Genomic DNA, 18234 nt, shown 5'->3' on the forward strand with positions numbered 1-18234 from the left:
TCTTTTTTATTTAGCTGACAAACGTCAAAAGGTTGGTAGCTAATATCAACCTTTTGACGTTTGTTAGCTACTTTCTCTTGAAATCTTTGGATTTTTTTCTACTTTCACTAAAAAAAACAGCCAAAAATGGCTGTTTCTTTGCTATTTATATTTATTTCATAATATCGATTAAGTCTTTTTTTGAAGCTGCCGAGGCAGGGAAATAGCTAAATACAACCCCGATAAAGACAGAAATCCCAATGGCTAATGAAACGGTCATTAAATCTGGTCGAACAGAAAACGGTAGTGCCATTGAGGCTAAGTAGGCAATAATCATTCCTAAAAGATAACCAGTAATTCCGCCGATTAAGGTCAAGGCAATCCCTTCTGTTAAGAATTGCTTTTTAATATCACTGGCTGTCCCGCCCAATGCACATCGGATACCAATTTCCTTAATCCGTTCTGAGACCGAAATGTACATCATATTCATAACGCCGACCCCAGCAATTACCAGTGAAATAGCCGCAATTGCGGAAATAAACAAGGTTAAATTATTTAATAAAGAGCCCATTTCTTTGATGGTATCTTTAACATTATATTCTTGATACGTCCCGCTGTTTTTCATGGTTCCTTGTTGAGAGAGAGTTTTTATTGTTTCTTTCAATACTTGATCTGGTTGGTAGCCAGGTGCCACTGTTAGCTTCAACGTAGATGTATCTTTTAGCTTGCCGAAATAATGTTCATAGGTCTTTTTTGGAAAATAAAGTAATGAGTCATCATTACCTGGACCAATGGCACCGCTGGTATTGGTTGTCACGCCAACAATGGTAAAAAGTTGCTCTTTATATGGAAAAGTTCGATTAACTGCTGCAGTCGGGTCTTGGTAGAGTTCTTTGGCAACCAGTTCATCCACCACCACTGTTTTATCCATTTTTGCATTGTCTCCATCATTCAGTTGGCGTCCCGCCAACAATTCTTTGGTGGTTTTGTTGGCAAGTTCATAGGTTACGGAAAGATTTTTCGGTCCTGCTTGAAAATTCAGTGTGCCTTTTTGGGCGCCATCAACTTCTCTTTGATCAAAATCAATTTTTTCTACGCCAGGAACCATGCGCACGACCCCTAAATCATTGTCGGTAAACATCGCTTGGTCACTAAACATATCCGAAGTGTTGTAGGCCGAAAAAGAAATCTTTTTCACATTTTCTTTTTGTTTTTCAGCAGATAATTTATCGACCATGTCTTCTTTAAATCCGTTACCGATAGCCACGATGGTAATCACCGAAGCGATCCCGATGACAATCCCTAGCATCGTTAACAAGCTGCGTCGCTTATTTTTCAAAATGGAACGGAAGGCGGTTTTCCAAATAATTGAACGTTTCATGTCAGCACCTCCTCTAAAATCTTTCCATCACGAACTTTAATCAAACGATTGCAGTATTCAATTGTTTCTTCATCATGTGTCACTAAAATAATGGTGACACCTTCATTGTTTAATTGCTGAAAGAGCGTTAAAATTTCTTCCGATGTTTTACTATCTAAAGCCCCAGTTGGTTCATCTGCAATAATAAAACTTGGCCGATTGACAATCGCACGCGCAATGGCCACACGTTGTTGTTGTCCGCCCGAAAGTTGTTTTGGATGCTTCTTGCCTTTATCTGGCAAGCCGACTTTTGTCAGAACTTCGTGGACACGATCTTTGGCTTCTTTTGGGGTTAACCCACTATATAAAAGAGGTAATTCAATGTTTTCTTCAACTGTTAGTGTTTCAATTAAACTAAAATTCTGAAAGACAAAGCCGACTGCTTCATTTCTAATTCGGGATAGTTCCTTATCAGAAAAGTCGCCAATTTCACGGTCTTCAAATAAATACGTTCCTTCAAACTTTTTATCAATAAAGCCTAGCAAATTAATCAAAGTCGATTTCCCAGAACCAGAAGGACCCATAATCGCTAAAAATTCTCCAGCGTCTACTTGGAGGTTAATATCATCTAACACATGCAGTGTTTCTTCTTCGGAATAATAATATTTATGAATATGGGCTAGCTTAATCATTGGCAGCTACCTGAACATCTTGATTATCTTTTAATTCTTTATTGGGATTGGCAATCACTTGGTCTTTCCAATTCAAGCCACTTTTGACAACTTTACGACCTAAATTTGTTTCTGTTTCAATCGGTGTTTTTTTCGCTTTGCCCGCTTTGTAAACATAGACAAATTCTTTTTGGCCTTCTTTTTGGATTGCTGCTGTCGGTATAATCATTTGCTTTTGTGGCACAGCGATGCTAGTAGACAAGCCTTCTGCCCAAGGAAAATCACCTTCTACTGTAAATTGATAACTCACTACTGGATTGCCTTCATTTTTAGCTATTGGGGTTTGCGCAATGGAAACAATTTTGCCTGGTGCTGATTTACCTGAACCAACGGTCGTCACTGTTACTTCTTCCCCTGTCTGTAATTTATCGTAATCATACTCGGTTACTTTTCCTTGAATATTTTTCTTTTGTGTTGCAATTTTAATGACTGGTTTGTCGGTACTACTCATGGCACTAGCATCAACAGTGACTTGGCCATCAATTGGTGCTGTAACGACTGTGTTGACTTTGCCACGTGTTTGTTCAAGCGTGTTTGCTGCTCCGACAGCATCACTGTTGGCTAATTGAAGGGCTTGGTTAGCTTGGGCGACTTCACTATTCGCAGCACTAACAGCTTCATTCAATTGCTGAATTTCCGCATTTAGTGTTTCTTTCTCTTCAGCCTCTTTTGCGGTGTTTAATTTTTGCTTGGCTGCAGCAACTTTGTTTAAGGCTTCATTGTATTTTTGAGTGGCTAAGTTAACGTTCTCTTGTGCTTGTTGGACTTGAAGATTGTTTCGATTAACAGCATTCGCTTGTTCTGTTTCTGTGGCTTGGATGTCTGAGTTATTGTACGTTAACAATGGACTATCTTTCTTGACTTCTTTACCATTTTCAACATTTATTTCGGCAATTTTTCCTAAAGAAGGATCAAAGAAAATATCCCGAGTATCTAGAAAACTCACTTGACCATCTAATTTTAATGAGGCCATTTCTGTAATGGTATACGTTGTGTATTCAGGTTCAACTTCTTTTGAAGAAAAAACTGTTTTTGCTCCGATAAATCCGACGACGACCACTGCGGCACCAATACCGAACCACACTTTTTTATTTCGCTTCTTCTGGCCTGACTTTTTCATTTATTTGTTCCTCCTTGATTTCTGTTGACGAGTTTGTCATTTTATTTAGTATATAATGAATAAAAAAACTGGTCCCTTCATCTTCCTATCATTCCTCTTACAGTTTTGACACATCTTTATCTAACAAAAAAACGTTTATCCTGTGTAAAAGGATAAACGTTTTTTGTTATTTTATTGTTCTAATTGACCCAACCAGCCAGATGTACCACCTAGAACATTGGTTACTTGATACCCTTGTTGACTGAGAAACGCACACGCTTGTGCGGAGCGCGATCCCATTTGACAAATCAGATAATAGGGTTGGTTTTTATCTAATTGCTGATAATTTTCGGTTAAAGTACTTAAAGGTAAGTTGATGGCCTGGGGGACATGCCCCAGTTGGTATTCCATTTCTTTTCGTACATCAATAATCGGTAATTTTTTTCGTTTTGCTTCCTGATAAAATTCAGGCATGCCAATCGTGTTATACATTTTCTAGTTCCTCCGGTTTTACCATTCGATATAGCGCAAAAGCACCATCTAAATTTTTGGCTGAGATGCCCGCTTGTTTTAGCATCCGTTCTGCAATATAACTACGCAAACCGCTGTGACAACTAACAATGTACTCCGTTGACTTGTCTAATTCCTCCAAACGTTCTCTTAACTCATTTAAAGGAATAGAGACAGCATTTTTAAATTGACCATTGGCTTGTTCAGCGGGATTACGGACATCTAATAAAACAGCCCCATTAGCTAATTCGTTGGATAACTCATACCATTGAACGTTTTCACTCAATCCTTCTGCAAGGTTCATCGCTGCATAGCCTAACATGTTCACAGGATCTTTCGCTGAACCAAACGGCGGCGCATAGGTAAACTCTAATTCAGGCAAATCAAAAATAGTTAACTGTCCTTTAATAGCGGTCGCAAGAATATCAATCCGCTTATCTACGCCCTTTGCCCCAATTCCTTGTGCGCCATAAATTTCCCCTGTCGTAGGATGGAAAACTAATTTTAACTGAAGATCTGTTGCGCCAGGATAATACCCCGCATGGTCTTTTCCACTGATATGCACAACAGCTGTTGTTAGTCCAGCAGCTTTAGCAGCCCGTTCGCTTAAACCAGTTGAAGCAGCGGTTAAATCAAAGACTCGCACAATGGCGGTCCCAATGCTTCCTTGATTTTTTCTCTCTAACCCAGCAATCACATCCGCTACTTGACGTCCTTGGCGATTGGCGGGAGAAGCTAAAGAAATCAGCGCATCTTCTTGAGTGATTTGTTGTTTCACTACAATAGCATCCCCAACCGCATAAATATCGGGTTGATTCGTTTGATAGTGTTCATCAACAACAATACCGCCACGTAAACCAGTTGCTACACCTGCTTCAACTGCTAAGGTATTTTCTGGTTGGACCCCCACCGACAAAATGGTTAAATCAGAAGCTAATGTTTGACCGTCTTCTAAGCGAATCACTTGCCCTTCTTCTTCAAAAGCAACCGCAGATTGTCCCGTAATTACTTGAACATTGTTTTTGCTTAATTCAGCTTTGACAAAAGCGGCCATTTCTTCGTCTAATGGCGGTAAAACATGAGGCGCTTTTTCCACGAGAGTGACTTCTAATCCGCGTTTTTGCAAGTTTTCTGCCATTTCCAAGCCAATGAAGCCTGCGCCAATCACGACGGCTCGTTTTGTTTCTGGTGTCAAGGCTGTCATAATTTGATCTAAATCAGGAACATTTCTTAATGAAAAAACATTTTTGGCTTCTGCCAATCCTGTAATTGGTGGCACAAAAGGTTTCGCCCCTGGTGATAAAATTAATTTGTCATAGTGTTCTGTTAAAATTTCTGTTTCATGTTTCACTGTGATCACTTTTTCTATTGGATCAATCGCCACGACTTCATGGTGAGGACGAACATCTAAATTAAACCGTGCCTTTAACGCTTCGGGTGTTTGAACAAGCAGTTGCTCTCTTTCTGCGATTTCGCCAGAAACGTAGTAAGGCAAACCACAGTTTGCAAATGAAACAAAAGGGCCTTTTTCCATGACAACAATTTCAGCATCTTCCATTAAGCGACGTAAACGTGTCGCTGCTGACATGCCACCAGCCACGCCTCCGATAATTACAATTTTCATTTATTTTCCTCCTTTAATTTGACCAAACCATTGGGACATCCCGCCACGAACGTTAATCACGTGATAGTTTTTTCTCGCTAAAATTTTGGCCGCATTTTTACTGCGCATGCCGGACTGGCAAATCACATAGACCTCGTTAGCGGATTTGTTGTAGGCGGGAATTTTGTTAAGTGGGACATTAATCGCTTGTGGAATATGCCCTGCGCGGTATTCGCTAGGTGTTCGGACATCTAATAACGTTATCTCTTTAGATAAACGTGACTGCAATTCCTTTGTTGAAATACTTGGCGTTTTTTTAAACAATTGAAATAACATCTTTTTCTCCTTCTCTTATATACCTTACGGGGTATATTTAACATGAAAAAGTTAGACTTGTCAACTGAAGAGATTTCTGCCATTTTTAGATTCAAAGAAAAGATAGTTGACAAAAATACCTCGTGTAGGTATATTTTAAACCAATCACTACTCTTAAGGAGGGGCAAAATGACTGAAGAAAAAAAGAAAGTGCTGAATCGTTTACGCCGCACAGAAGGTCAAATTCGCGGGATTCAAAAAATGATTGATGAAGAAAAAGAATGTATCGATGTTATCACTCAGTTGAGTGCGGTCCGTTCTAGTATTGATCGCGTAATGGGGATGATAGTTGCGGAGAATTTAAAGCATTGCTTTGAAAATCCTGAAAAAGATCCTAAAGAACAAGAAGAGCGATTAGCACAAGCGATTAATATGATTGTCAAAAAGTAAAACAACGCAAACTTATTCAGCGAAAGATAAGTTTGCGTTGTTTTTTTATTTATTAGACGAATCTGCCCCGCGTTTTTTTAAATTGACAAGCATAAAAAGAATCGTGCCAATTAGTAAAATCACGACGGCAATATAAAAGCCCATGACTTTCGAACCCGTTGTGTCAGAAATTTTCCCAGTCAAAGCTGGGGCGATCACAGATGACATCATGCCGAAAAAGTTAAACACGCCCAAAGTAGTGCCAATTCCAATTTTTGGTGCATTTTCACCTAGCCAAGAAATAATAATCGGTTCTACAGCTAATTTTCCTAAGAACCCATACATAATTAAAGCAATTAATAACAACGTCGCATTACTTACTTGTACAGTTAACAAGAGCATGGCTGTTGCTAAAAATTCTAAAACAACGATGAATTGAACTTTTTTATGCATGTACTTATCCGCCAACCGACTAAAAAATAACGCTCCTGGAATAGAGGCAAATGCGACCAGCGAAGAGGACAATCCAATTGCCGCTCCTTGGAAACCACGTTCGGTACTTAAAAAATTAGGTAACCAAGTCACAATCATATAATATGCATAACAAGTGCCAAAATATAAAATATACGCAAATAGCATATGTGGCGCAAACAGTTTTTTAAAGGGCACTTTTTCTTTTACCGCTCCGTTATCTTTTTCATCAACAACGGTTGGCTGAATCAAGGCCATGTCTTCTTTATGATTGCGAATAATCACTTGAAAAGCCACTAACATACAAATAATCATAAAGGCGGAAATGTACATCATCACTTGCCAAGGCAATCCTTTTTGGGCAACTAAATAACTAGATAAAATCATCCCTAAACCTGAACCAACGGCTGAACCACTGTTGACAATAGCTGTTGCAAAACTTTTTTTGGCTTGAGGAATGTTTTGCGACGTCAACGAGTAAGCCGAGCCATAGAAAGAACCACATCCTAAACCTGCCAATAAGCTACCTAAGTAAATTGTTCCAATCGTTTGGGCTTGGGCAATCAGTAATGCTGCCAGCGCAAACAAGATAAAGCCTGGAATTAATACACGTTTTTTCCCAATTTTGTCTACTAAGAAGCCTGCAGGAATCTGCATGACTACGTAACCGAGAAAATAAAAGCTAGAAATGGACCCTAGGGCCGTATCGGAAGCGTTACCATTTAGAGACGCGCGAATTTGTGGATAAACGGGAGAAAGCGCGGAACGATAAATCCAGATTGTTACCCAGCCCATACATAGTAAAATAACGATTTTTTTCCAATAAGCCAACGAACTTTTTGTCTTGTCTGTCATTTTCTTTTCCTCCACCAATCATTTTTTTGGTTAACGTTTCACAAGGAACAAAAGCACTACGCTTTTTTACGTAGTGACCTTTGTCCTACCTTCTTTTTTAGTTTAAATACTCAGCCAATGCATGAGTACTACCGCTACCGCCTTCAAATTGATAACCTTGGTGTTTCAATACAGTCTCAAAGGCACTTAAGAAATGCAACACATTGTCTTCGCGACTGCTGTAACCCATATTACCGACCCGCCAAATTTTTCCTTTTAAATCACCGAAGGAAGAGGCAATTTCAACTTTAAAATGATCCAATAATAAGCTCCGCACTTTTTCACCATCAATTCCTTCTGGAATGACCACAGGAATGACTGTTGGTGTTTTTGTGTCTAACTTCCCGAAAATTTCTAAGCCCATTTTTTGCAGACTTTCAACTAAAATACGATCGTTTTTCCGATGGCGTGCGTAGACATTTTCCATGCCTTCTTGAAGTAACAAGCGCAGCCCTTCATGTAGCCCATAAATCATTGTAGTCGCTTCTGTATGGTGATTTAAGCGCTCTGGTCCCCAATATTTTTCTAATTGCGATAAATCCAAGTAGTTACTTTGAATGAACCGTTCATTCCGCGCATCCGCGCCAAGCCCTAACTCTTTTTGGTAACGGCCAGCCAGATAGTCGGCCACACGTTGGTTGTAAGTAATCAAAGAAAGGCCTGAAGGTACACTGACACATTTTTGAGTGCCTGCTACCGCAATATCAATCTTCCAATCATCGACCTTTGTTTCGACACCGCCGTAAGTCGCCACCATATCTACTACGAAGAAAATTTCATTTTCCCGACAAAAGGCGCCAATTTGATCCAGCGGTTGCATTTGTGCATTCGCCGTTTCGCCGTGGACCATCGCAACAATTTTTGGTTGATGTTCTTTAATCGCTTCAATCACCGTTGTTTGTTCAAACGGTGCGAGCCAGTCCTTTTCTAAATAAATGACTTCGGCCCGGGCGCGTTCGCAAATTTCACCTAATAAATAAGCAAACCGGCCATACGCAGGCACAAGCACTTTGTCACCTGGCTCAATCAATGCAAATAACCCCGCTTCTAAGCCTGAACGTGACGTGCCATCAATGGCAAAGGCTTGTTGATTCTTTGTGGCAAAAGGTACTTTAATCATTTCCCGAACTTCGTCCATAATCTGTAGAAATTCTGGATCAAATTGCCCTAAAATTGGTTGACCCATTTGACGAAGTACCGATGGATGGGCTTCGACTGGTCCCGGCGTCATGATTGTTCGCCGTACAAAATTTAGTTGTTGATACATAGTAATCCCTCACTTCATTTTTAATTCTTCTCTTTTATTATCTTTGGAAAAACCCAGAAATTCATTGTTCAATTTGCACTATTTTGACTTTGTTTTTTAGACATATTCAATAACTATCTTTTGTACTCCTTTTTATTCTTCGATATACTATAAAAAAAGGAGGTTGTTGTGATGAAAATATTAGCTGAGGTCTTGGCTTTACCAAGATTTTCTGACTTACAATTATTATCGTCTCACTCAAACTTAACACAGCCCTTGGAAAGTGTAGAAATCACGGAAACACCTGATGTGGCTGATTTTATCCCTAAAAATGTCATGATTTTAACAACGGCAATGATTTATAAAGATGATCAAGAAAAATTGAAACCTTTTATTGACTCGCTAAAACAAGCAGAGTGTACGGCTTTAGGAATCAAAGTTGGGCGGTTCCTTGACGAAATTTCACCAGAAATTGTTGCCTATGCCAGTGCCGTTGATTTGCCCCTGATTAAAATTCCTAGCACACAGCCACTAGGCGGGTTGTTGCATGAAATTGTAGGCTATCTTCGTGATAGCAAAACCGAACAGATGTCTGTAGCATTTGACATCCAAAAGCGTTTTTCAACATTATTAATGCAAGATGTTGATGCTACGCGTTTCATCGCTGAATTTGCGAAAATTTTAAATGCGCCAATTATTTTATTAAGTCCTTGGCAACAGGTGATTGCCCACTCGAATTATTTTTATGGCAATCAAAAATCGGCGGAGTTTTTCATCGAACAATTATCAAAAGACCACTTTCAACAATTGGCACAAGAAAAGAAAATCTTTCGTTTACAGGATGAGCGACAAGAAAACATTCAAGTAGCTGGCTTTCCAATTCGTGTGAACGATTATTTTCCCTATTATCTATTGGTCTTATTTCCTGAACAGATTCCTTATCCTATTTCTGAATTTGCCATTGATCAGGCCATTTTAGTTTTGACTTTTATGTTATTTAAAAACCAGAAAATTGCTGAATCTTTTGAACATCTCAAAACAGACTTTTTGGACCGCTTGCTTGATACACATCAAGAAGCGCTGAGTAAACATCAAAATTGGTTGGAACTTTGGAAAAATTATCGTTTAATCAACAGTGATTATTATCAATTAGCGATTGTCTACGGCGTGACTAAACCAGAAAATGAAACCCATATTCGTTATCAGCAAGCGGAAGGGCAACTAATTTTCCAATGGCTCAAAGAACAATTGCCGGAAATCCTGCCAGATGTCGCCTTGTTTAAATTAAAAAATCAAAATAAAAGTATCTTGATTTTTCAATCTAAAAAAAATGACCATTTGATGATTTTGCAAAACCTCGCTGAACGTTTGCAACAGGCTTTGCCTATTACCATTCGCTTTGCTTTAGGCAATGCTTATGAAAACCTAGAAGATTTGCCTAATTCTTATATTGAAGCTTCCTCGACATTAGAGGCTTCTTTACACGCTCAAAAACCAGCAACTGTGCAATTGTTCCATCCAAAAGGCCTAGCTGGACTTTTTGAAAAGATTGGCACTGAAGATGTTGAATACTTTTGCCAGCAACAATTGAAAGAGTTGGCCTATCCGACGGAACCGACGTTACAAGAATTACGAAAAACCTTGAAAGTTTTTTTAGATTTCAATTGCGAAATTACTAAAACGGCCAACGCTCTTTACCTTCATAGAAACACCATTAAATATCGCATGAATCAATGTGAAAAATTATTAGGCACCTCTATTCAAGAGCCTGAGACGAGTTTACTCTTACGGGTAGCGCTAGAACTTTCAGAAAAATAATTAACAGGAAAATAGCCGAATAAAAGTAACGTCTACCAAGAAAAAGGACTCTACCGTTCACCACTGCGTGTTCAAATCCTATTGTTCCGAGGTCATTACTTTACATTCGGCTTTTCGTTATAATTCTGGTTCACGATTGGCATCTTTGGAATAAACGTACATTAGCGGTTCTTCACGGCCAACCGCATAGGCCGCTTGTGGCACATAGGCACTCATGAAAATATAGTCCCCTTTTTCCACTGGATACCATTCATTGTCCAAATTGTACATCCCTTGGCCACTAATTAAATACGCACCATGCTCTTGGACATGCGTTTCAATATAGGCATGACTAGCACCTGGTTCAAAAGATAAGATATGCATATTCATATCAAAGTCAAACTCTTTCGGCAATAAACTCCATAGTAAAACGTCTGTCATTCCTTCATATTCTTCGGGTTGTTGGTCATGAATTGACCCAACCACTTTATAAGGTTGATGGCCTGCCAACGGCTGATAGCGTTTTTTATATAAGAAAACTTCTGTATCCGCTTCCTGTGCGTTTGCTAAATACATTTTCATTTCAGGCGTAAAGTAGGCATAGCCCCCTGCTTCAAGTTCATGAGTTTCTTGACCATCTGAAACGCGCAAACGACCGTCAATGACATAAACCAACGTTTGAATCCCGTCGCCACCAAAACCAGTTGTTTGTTGACCATTTTTATGAAACGTAGCAATGTAATCCACAAATGTCGCACCTAATTTAGGCGATCCCAAAATGGAAATATCGACATTTTCAAAACCAGGTACTGCATTTTGCACCAAACCATCATGGGGAATAATGGCGTAATTGTCTTTTTTTATCACAGCTCTTGATGTTAACAATTCTTTTTGGTAACCAACTCGATTATTTTTATAACCCATCACAATTCTTCCTTTTCTATCTTATTTATACGCTAATTCATATAAGGTATCTGCTAAAAGCTTGACACCTTCAACCAAATCTGGAAATGCCGTTGCTTCTGCTGGATTATGACTAATCCCACCAATACTTGGCACAAATATCATCGCTGTCGGGTAATGGGGCGCAATAATTTGCGAATCATGCCCAGCGCCACTATGCATCATACGATACTGATACTTGCCTTCTTTGGCTTTTTGTTCAATAACTTCTACAATTGCTTGATTCATCGGTACAGGGGCTTCATCCATCCAACGGTCAATTGCAATCGTCAAGCCTAATTCTTGAGCAATTGTTTTCATCCGTTCTTCTAATTCACCGGTAAAATGTCGTAAAAAAGCAGCGTCGGTATGACGGCAGTCAATTGTAAATTCCACTTCTCCAGGCACCACGTTGACTGTATTGGGTTTCGGAATGACTTTGCCGAATGTTAAAACTAACGGATCCCCAATTTCGTTCGCACGATCAATGGCTTCTGCACAAATTTTAGCAAAGCCATATACCGCATCATGACGGTAACTCATTGGCGTAGTGCCTGCATGATTGGCTTGCCCTTTTAAGTTAACCGTGTAGCGACGTTGCCCTACAATACTATGAACAACACCGACTTGGAGCTTTTCGTTCTCTAAAATATTGCCTTGTTCAATATGAATTTCGACAAATGCTTCAATGTCCTCACGTCTAGTTTGCTCTTGCCGAAAATCAAAGCCTTGGCGATGCATCTCATCAACAAACTTTTTGCCTTCGTTGTCAGAGATATCGACTACTTCTTCACGTTTGGCTTCACCAACGACATTTTTGCTTCCCCAGAAAACCGTTGGAAAACGACTCCCTTCTTCTTCAGCCATGGAAAGCACTTCTAAAGAACGCCGTGGTTTCCCATATTTGTCTAATAAATATTGAACAGCCGTCATGGAAGCAATGACACCATATTGACCATCTAATGTCCCACCATTAACTACTGTGTCGATATGTGACCCAGTTAAAATCGTTTCCTGAGGAAATTCCGTTCCTGCCACTCGACAAAACAGATTCCCGACTTCGTCAAATTGCGTTTCCAGTCCAAACGCCTCAGTTTGGCTTTGCACATACTTTTGTGCTGCCAACCACGAATCTGTATAAAGTAAGCGTGTCATCCCTCCAGCAGGATCACTCCCAATTGCTGACAACTCTTCGATTCTTTGTTTTAAAACTTTTTCCAAGTCCATCACAAAACCCCCTGACTGATTACACTCTGATTGTAAACGTTTCCCTAATTATCTTCATTGTACTTATCGAACAAAATTAAGCCTTTTTTTGTGCAAAACAACCAATAAACATCCTCTAACTCGTGGACAGAGGCGCTAATTCAATCACGCTTCTGTCCCTTTTCATTTCTAAAATAAATGTTTAATTTTTGATAAATACGCCGTTAAACGCCTCGGTTACCCCAGTTTCTTGTGCGTAAATTGTTTCGCCTCTTAAAATTGTTTGAATCACTTGGGCCCCAATTTCACGACCAATGTAAGGACTAATTTTATTTCGATATTCTAAATCTTCTGCTTTTAAGATATACGGCGCATTAGGTTTAATTAGTACAAAATCGGCATCCTTACCAATGCTGATGCGGCCCTTTTGTGCTAAGTGATAACGGTCAGCTGGGTTTGCTGCAATCATATCCGCGAATTGTTTCAAGGATAAACCACGTTTTTGGACGGCTTCATCGAATAACACATCGACGTTATTTTGAACACCAGAAATGCCGCCCCAAGCTTCAAAAGCATTGGTTGTATCTTTTAAGTCTAGCGTACAAGGAGAATGGTCAGAGGTTACAAACGCGATTCCGCCTGTTTGCACGTGGTTCCATAAGGCGGCTTGTTGGTCCGCGTCACGAATCGGCGGCGAACATTTGACAACTGGACCAATGGCATCAAGTTCATCCGTGGTAAAATATAAATAATGCGTACATGTTTCACAAGTCACATCTACCCCTTCTGCTTGGGCTTTCAAAACTTCTTTCACGCCTTCTTGACAAGCCACATGGCAAATATGAATCCGACAACCTGTTTCTTTGGCAAATAAAATGGCTTTTTGAATCGCTTCAACTTCGGTAAACACAGGACGTGTAGCTACATATGCTGCTAAAGTCGTTTCGCCATTTTGATAAGCTAACGCGCCTAATTTATCCGTAATTGGCGCATTTTCTGCATGGATTGCTAGCACTTTGCCAGTCTTGGCGACTTGTTTCATTCCTTCATATAGCGAATAATCGTCGACATTTTGAAAATCTCCTTCAATTGAACGATCGCCGCACGTTCCTAAAAAGCATTTATAGCCGGAAACGCCTCCTTCATCAAGTTCCTGAATCCCGCCAGCCAAGTTGGTCGGGACCACGCCGCCAAATGACCCTACATCTACTTTTAGTTTATTTTCTCCTGCCTTGTATTTGATCTCAAGAGAGGTCTTATCCACAGTTGCTGGAATCTGATTTAAAGGCATTTCCATAAAGGTCGTCACGCCCCCTTTGGCACAAGCGGCCGTTCCTGTGACATACCCTTCCCATTCATCGCGGTAACCACCACCAGGATCGGTAATATGAACATGGGCATCCACCATCCCAGGACTAACGACTAAACCCGTCGCATCAATCACACGTTCTCCTGACAAGTCTTGCCCAATCGCTACGATTTTTCCTCCTTGAACGGCGACATCCGTAATGACTTCTCCAGTTTCTAAAATAACTAACCCGTTTTTAATCACTAACTCTGCTTGCATTTATTTTCCCTCCTGATAAGCTGTTTCTTTCACTTTTTTTGAATCCCAAGTCCATTTTTTTAACACTAAGTACAGCACAAAACCTGTGGCAAAGCCCACAAACCACGAAATATCAGCAATGATTTTAACCTGTGGAATAAATTGACCACTTAAGGAAAGAGCCAACGCTAGAATAGTAGCGACATATGCCGGCTTGTTTAATCCGTAAAAAGGATTGGCTTCCTCTTTTTTGTGTTTATCTACGTATAAAGCATTTAAATCAATTTGTTGCTTTTGAACAAAATAATAATTCGCAATCATCACACCAGCGACTGGTCCTAAAACAGCCCCAATTGCGTTCAGAAAAATAAAAATACTATCGGCGTTTTCCATCAGTTTCCAAGGCATAATAAGAAAGCTAATAACACTGGCAATCATGACGCCTTTTTTATACGTCATTTTTTTAGGAAACAGCGCCGCCAATTGATAACCTGCCGGAATGATGTTCCCCGTTGCATTCGTTGAAATAGTCGTTAATAAGAAAACCGACATGGCTAAGACCACCACTGCCACATTATCTAAACGATCAATAATATTTAAAATATTCCATTCTTGAATCCCAAAATACAGCGAACCACCTAACAGAATCACCACACTGGAAAAAGCGAAAATCCCATAACCAACAACTAAACCTGTTGTTTGCCCCACAACCTGAGCACGTGTCGAGCGCGCATTCTTAGTAAAATCCGCCACACTCGCACCAGGCGCTGACCAAACGGCCACAACCGAGTTAAAAATAATCAGATACGCCACCAGTGGATTGACTGAACGAATCGCACCAGAAACTTGATAGGACAAAATTGGTGTTAAACCGCCCCCAGCTCGAATGGCCCAAATCGTTAATCCAATAATAACGACATAAATCAACGGACTTAAAATGGCGGTAAAACGGTTCAAAATTTTGCTACCACCGAAACCTATTGCCACATTTAAGAGCCAGAAAAGAGTAAACGCCATTAATTCAGGTAGCCTGAGACCAAAAAACTGGAATGATCCACCAATTTCTAAAAAGTTCGGCCAAAATTTCCCGAGAATAATTAATAAAGCCAGCGATCCTGTAAATGTTTGCAGACCAAACCAAGCAATCGCGGCCACACAACCTCTTAAGAACCCTGGCAGTTTTGCCCCGAGACTGCCGTAAGTAGACTGTAAGTGCATCGCAAAAGGAATGCCATATTTAGAGCCAGCCACGCCATTCAAATTCATGAAAGTTGCTACAATGAATGAGCTTAACACAACTGCCAGCATAACTTGCAGCGGCGATAAACCTAAGAAAATAAAGCCGCCCACTGCTGCATAATTCGGGATATTATGAATCGAACCCATCCATAATGTAAAAAAATTGCGCGCGCTCATTGTCCGTTGTTTCGGGCTACTTGGCAACAAATCCTCATTGTAGCCACGTGCTTTCAGCGCTGTTTCTTCTTGAGCTGTTACTTGAGACACATTTTTCTCCACGACAAACTCTCCTTTTTATTAAAAATTTTTTTCTATTAAAACACCCTGCCTTCTCTTTTTTGTCACTTTTGCACAAACATGCGTACTACTCTCATCACACAAATTGTAAGCGCTTTTTATAACAAGAATCATTAGTTACCCCAACTAAATAACAAACGATTCTTTGTTCACTTTGAACGAAAAAATAGCAACCTTTTTTATATCGCCCTATCACTCTAGAAAATAAGAAACAAATCTTTTTATTCACATATTATGTACAACTTCTCTTTTTCAATGCTAAAATACGCTTATTATTAAAAATGACATAAATAAATTATACAATTAAATGAAATCCAACACAACATTTTTTAATCAAACACACACAAAACAGATAAACTGAAGTGGATTTTCAGGAAGAGACCCATCCTGAAAAAAGACACTGACAAAAGAGTTTTCTCACAAGATCGACAATTTTTCACAGATTCAAAATCTTCTTTTTCAATTTTTACGTTTTAAAAAATAACATTTTGAAAATAAAAAAAATGCTTAATTTTAGTCAAAAAAATAAACAAAGATTTCTGATAAAATCAGAAATCTTTGTTTCTAAATTTTCTTGCTACAATTCCTTTAACAAAATAAAATCCGTCTGTTCATCGTCTCCCATAAAAAACGAATGTTGACTATAATAACGGTAGCCAATCGTTTTATAAAATGCCCGCGCCGCATCATTGTGTTCCCAGACACCTAGCCACAGTGCTTTTTTACCAAATTCACGAGCTTTTTCTTCCGCCAGTTCTAACAATTGTGTTCCCAGCTTCTTTCCTTTAAACGCAGGCAAAATATACAATCGCTCAACCTCGAGCTTTTCTGGCCCCATCGGTTCCGTTTGTGCCTTCTCACGATTTAATTTCATGTAGCCAGCTAATTGATTATCGACAAAGATAAAATAAAAGTCAGAGTGGGGATTAGCCAATTCCTTTTGTAATTTTTCTAAATTGTAGGCTTCTACTAAATAGGCTTGCATATTTTCTGGGGTATTATATGGTCCGAAAGTATCTGTATAAGTTTCAATGCTGATTTCTTGTAACGCTGGTGCATCTTCTATTGTTAATTTTTTTATTTCTCCCATCAATCAGTCGTCCTTTCCTTAATAATTTCGAGTGTTCCCTTTTTTGACAAATTCCCAATCTTCGCTGACATTTTTACGCATCCGGACTAAGTAATCTGCCAATTGTGAAATTTCCACTTCTGACAAGCCTTGCAAAGCAACTTGATTCGAGTGTTGATTTTCGCGCACAATGATTGGATAAACGTTTTTCCCTTTTTCTGTGGCATAAATCCGCTTAATTTTTTTGTTGCTTGCATCTTCTTGACGATAAATAAAGCCTTGTTCTTCCAAACGCTTAATCGCCCGCGCCGCTGTGGTTCGATCAACTTTAATCAGTTCGGCGATCTTTTCTTGGATAATTCCAGGATTTTCACAGACCCTGACCAAATAAAGATATTGTCCTCGTGTTAAAGATAATTCCTTAAATTCAATATTACTGATTGAATCTAAGGCCCGCGCAATCATGCCAATTTCTCTTAAAATATCTGTCACTAGGACACTTCCTTTCGCTAATATTTTATGATTGTCATTACTTTAACTTATTTTTGTTGCAAATGCAACAAAAATAAGTATAAAAACTACAGATTTAAACAATTTGAGCATTTGTGAAAATAAAATAATTATTCCTTTTGTTATATTAACAAGTAAGATAAAATTAGTTATAGCGTCTATAGGAGGAATAGTATGAAAAAATTATTTTGTGTTATTTTAGTTATTTTTTTAACAGGTTGTAGTTCTCAAAAAGCGAATGAACCTAAAAAACAAGAAAATTCTACCAATCATACAACATCAATGAAAAGCAGTACTAATCATTACAGTTCTAGCACAGAAACAAGCTCTAATAATAAACTAAAAAAAACTTCAGAAAGTGCCAGTACCGCTCAGGCTTCGGCAAAGTCTAAAAATGAAGTATCCACAAATGTCGAAGAAGCAAATTCTTTAGAAGCAACACCTTATGCTGTCGATCTTAGTAGCTTAAACAATCCACTAGTATTTAATTTTAAAGGAATGAATGTGCCAACTTCAATTACGTTAGAGAACTTAAATTCAACACCAACTGCTACCTTCCGAACTAAATTGTTTGGGGCTGAAAATGGTCAAGTGAAAGAAGCCATTAATAAATATGAGCTAGCTATAAATACAATTCCTACAAAAGAGATTAGAATATTTTCAGCGGCCGATAACAGTATTCGCACCGTTAAAGTAAATACAGAGTTAATTTTAGGAACTAATATTTCTTCAAACGATGAACAAAATAGACCGGACACTTTATACTTATTCAACAATAAAAATGGTTCGATATCTTTAATCACTCCTAACTACGCAGGCAATGTTACGGATGATCAAAAAGACGTTATGTTAGAAGTAATTCAATAAATAACCAAAAAAAAATAATAAAGAGAAAACTTCATACTGAGAAGTTTTCTCTTTATTATTTTTTAGGAACTCCTCTAGAAACTCGTTTTAGTCCCCACTTATTTTTCTTATTTCTTCACCCATT

17 protein-coding genes are annotated in these 18234 nt (G+C 38.9%); 3 read left to right on the forward strand and 14 right to left on the reverse strand.

Annotated features, from left to right (window positions below):
• Window positions 1–151 precede the first annotated feature (151 nt).
• From IGI80_RS01930 to IGI80_RS01955, 6 genes are all read right to left on the reverse strand, one after another.
• Window positions 152–1360, reverse strand: a complete 1209-nt coding sequence (locus IGI80_RS01930; protein WP_438722561.1) for an ABC transporter permease — start codon at window positions 1358–1360, stop codon at window positions 152–154.
• Window positions 1357–2031 carry an ABC transporter ATP-binding protein gene (locus IGI80_RS01935; protein WP_002365285.1) on the reverse strand — a complete coding sequence of 225 codons (675 nt, stop codon included), beginning with the start codon at window positions 2029–2031 and terminating at the stop codon, window positions 1357–1359. Before IGI80_RS01935 ends, IGI80_RS01930 begins: the two co-directional genes overlap by 4 nt.
• Window positions 2024–3190, reverse strand: coding sequence for an efflux RND transporter periplasmic adaptor subunit (locus IGI80_RS01940; RefSeq protein ID WP_002359132.1), 1167 nt, complete (start codon window positions 3188–3190; stop codon window positions 2024–2026). The genes IGI80_RS01935 and IGI80_RS01940 overlap by 8 nt, the downstream gene beginning before the upstream one ends.
• A gap of 171 nt (window positions 3191–3361) precedes the next feature.
• Window positions 3362–3661: a rhodanese-like domain-containing protein gene (locus IGI80_RS01945; RefSeq protein WP_438722563.1), complete on the reverse strand. Its 300-nt coding sequence runs from the start codon at window positions 3659–3661 to the stop codon at window positions 3362–3364.
• On the reverse strand, window positions 3654–5303 hold the full coding sequence (locus tag IGI80_RS01950; RefSeq protein ID WP_113803397.1) for an FAD-dependent oxidoreductase: 1650 nt from the start codon (window positions 5301–5303) through the stop codon (window positions 3654–3656). The genes IGI80_RS01945 and IGI80_RS01950 overlap by 8 nt, the downstream gene beginning before the upstream one ends.
• Entirely contained in the window at window positions 5304–5618 is a 315-nt protein-coding gene (locus tag IGI80_RS01955; RefSeq protein WP_002370047.1) for a rhodanese-like domain-containing protein, read from the reverse strand.
• Between the two features lie 168 nt (window positions 5619–5786).
• Here IGI80_RS01955 and IGI80_RS01960 point away from each other — a divergent pair, with 168 nt between their 5' ends.
• Window positions 5787–6047, forward strand: coding sequence for a metal-sensitive transcriptional regulator (locus tag IGI80_RS01960; RefSeq protein ID WP_002355063.1), 261 nt, complete (start codon window positions 5787–5789; stop codon window positions 6045–6047).
• Between the two features lie 45 nt (window positions 6048–6092).
• Here IGI80_RS01960 and IGI80_RS01965 read toward each other — a convergent pair whose 3' ends face one another.
• Both IGI80_RS01965 and IGI80_RS01970 read right to left on the reverse strand, forming a co-directional pair.
• Window positions 6093–7352, reverse strand: a complete 1260-nt coding sequence (locus IGI80_RS01965) for an MFS transporter (protein WP_002368361.1) — start codon at window positions 7350–7352, stop codon at window positions 6093–6095.
• Between the two features lie 97 nt (window positions 7353–7449).
• Window positions 7450–8658: a pyridoxal-phosphate-dependent aminotransferase family protein gene (locus IGI80_RS01970; protein WP_438722565.1), complete on the reverse strand. Its 1209-nt coding sequence runs from the start codon at window positions 8656–8658 to the stop codon at window positions 7450–7452.
• A gap of 171 nt (window positions 8659–8829) precedes the next feature.
• On the opposite strand from IGI80_RS01970, the gene IGI80_RS01975 reads away from it, so the two are divergent.
• On the forward strand, window positions 8830–10455 hold the full coding sequence (locus IGI80_RS01975) for a PucR family transcriptional regulator (RefSeq protein ID WP_438722566.1): 1626 nt from the start codon (window positions 8830–8832) through the stop codon (window positions 10453–10455).
• A gap of 117 nt (window positions 10456–10572) precedes the next feature.
• On the opposite strand, the gene allE is transcribed toward IGI80_RS01975, so the two are convergent.
• The 6 genes from allE to sylA form a co-directional block, all read right to left on the reverse strand.
• On the reverse strand, window positions 10573–11358 hold the full coding sequence (gene allE, locus IGI80_RS01980) for a (S)-ureidoglycine aminohydrolase (RefSeq protein WP_002384779.1): 786 nt from the start codon (window positions 11356–11358) through the stop codon (window positions 10573–10575).
• Between the two features lie 21 nt (window positions 11359–11379).
• Window positions 11380–12603, reverse strand: a complete 1224-nt coding sequence (gene allC, locus IGI80_RS01985) for an allantoate deiminase (RefSeq protein WP_002383320.1) — start codon at window positions 12601–12603, stop codon at window positions 11380–11382.
• Between the two features lie 181 nt (window positions 12604–12784).
• Window positions 12785–14149, reverse strand: coding sequence for an allantoinase AllB (allB, locus tag IGI80_RS01990; RefSeq protein ID WP_086318177.1), 1365 nt, complete (start codon window positions 14147–14149; stop codon window positions 12785–12787).
• A complete protein-coding gene (allW, locus tag IGI80_RS01995) occupies window positions 14150–15646 on the reverse strand; it encodes an allantoin permease (RefSeq protein WP_002406028.1) in 1497 nt (498 codons plus the stop codon). It lies immediately after the preceding gene.
• Between the two features lie 595 nt (window positions 15647–16241).
• Window positions 16242–16754, reverse strand: coding sequence for a GNAT family N-acetyltransferase (locus IGI80_RS02000; RefSeq protein WP_002386309.1), 513 nt, complete (start codon window positions 16752–16754; stop codon window positions 16242–16244).
• A gap of 18 nt (window positions 16755–16772) precedes the next feature.
• A complete protein-coding gene (sylA, locus tag IGI80_RS02005) occupies window positions 16773–17225 on the reverse strand; it encodes a transcriptional regulator SylA (RefSeq protein ID WP_002359121.1) in 453 nt (150 codons plus the stop codon).
• A 192-nt stretch (window positions 17226–17417) separates the two neighbouring features.
• On the opposite strand from sylA, the gene IGI80_RS02010 reads away from it, so the two are divergent.
• The gene (locus IGI80_RS02010) at window positions 17418–18110 is read left to right on the forward strand and encodes a hypothetical protein (protein ID WP_033596893.1); all 693 of its coding nucleotides are present in this window, start codon (window positions 17418–17420) and stop codon (window positions 18108–18110) included.
• The last annotated feature ends 124 nt before the right edge of the window (window positions 18111–18234 follow it).

It is taken from the genome of Enterococcus sp. DIV1420a (genome assembly GCF_051712165.1).
GTDB classification, from domain to species: domain Bacteria; phylum Bacillota; class Bacilli; order Lactobacillales; family Enterococcaceae; genus Enterococcus; species Enterococcus faecalis.

What these genes read in the sequence shown, in the direction of transcription:
- IGI80_RS01930 (WP_438722561.1), bottom strand. Translation starts at nt 1,360, where the DNA reads ATGAAACGTTCAATTATTTGGAAAACCGCCTTCCGTTCCATTTTGAAA.
- IGI80_RS01935 (WP_002365285.1), bottom strand. Translation starts at nt 2,031, where the DNA reads ATGATTAAGCTAGCCCATATTCATAAATATTATTATTCCGAAGAAGAA.
- IGI80_RS01940 (WP_002359132.1), bottom strand. Translation starts at nt 3,190, where the DNA reads ATGAAAAAGTCAGGCCAGAAGAAGCGAAATAAAAAAGTGTGGTTCGGT.
- IGI80_RS01945 (WP_438722563.1), bottom strand. Translation starts at nt 3,661, where the DNA reads ATGTATAACACGATTGGCATGCCTGAATTTTATCAGGAAGCAAAACGA.
- IGI80_RS01950 (WP_113803397.1), bottom strand. Translation starts at nt 5,303, where the DNA reads ATGAAAATTGTAATTATCGGAGGCGTGGCTGGTGGCATGTCAGCAGCG.
- IGI80_RS01955 (WP_002370047.1), bottom strand. Translation starts at nt 5,618, where the DNA reads ATGTTATTTCAATTGTTTAAAAAAACGCCAAGTATTTCAACAAAGGAA.
- IGI80_RS01960 (WP_002355063.1), top strand. Translation starts at nt 5,787, where the DNA reads ATGACTGAAGAAAAAAAGAAAGTGCTGAATCGTTTACGCCGCACAGAA.
- IGI80_RS01965 (WP_002368361.1), bottom strand. Translation starts at nt 7,352, where the DNA reads ATGACAGACAAGACAAAAAGTTCGTTGGCTTATTGGAAAAAAATCGTT.
- IGI80_RS01970 (WP_438722565.1), bottom strand. Translation starts at nt 8,658, where the DNA reads ATGTATCAACAACTAAATTTTGTACGGCGAACAATCATGACGCCGGGA.
- IGI80_RS01975 (WP_438722566.1), top strand. Translation starts at nt 8,830, where the DNA reads ATGAAAATATTAGCTGAGGTCTTGGCTTTACCAAGATTTTCTGACTTA.
- allE (WP_002384779.1), bottom strand. Translation starts at nt 11,358, where the DNA reads ATGGGTTATAAAAATAATCGAGTTGGTTACCAAAAAGAATTGTTAACA.
- allC (WP_002383320.1), bottom strand. Translation starts at nt 12,603, where the DNA reads ATGGACTTGGAAAAAGTTTTAAAACAAAGAATCGAAGAGTTGTCAGCA.
- allB (WP_086318177.1), bottom strand. Translation starts at nt 14,149, where the DNA reads ATGCAAGCAGAGTTAGTGATTAAAAACGGGTTAGTTATTTTAGAAACT.
- IGI80_RS02000 (WP_002386309.1), bottom strand. Translation starts at nt 16,754, where the DNA reads ATGGGAGAAATAAAAAAATTAACAATAGAAGATGCACCAGCGTTACAA.
- IGI80_RS02010 (WP_033596893.1), top strand. Translation starts at nt 17,418, where the DNA reads ATGAAAAAATTATTTTGTGTTATTTTAGTTATTTTTTTAACAGGTTGT.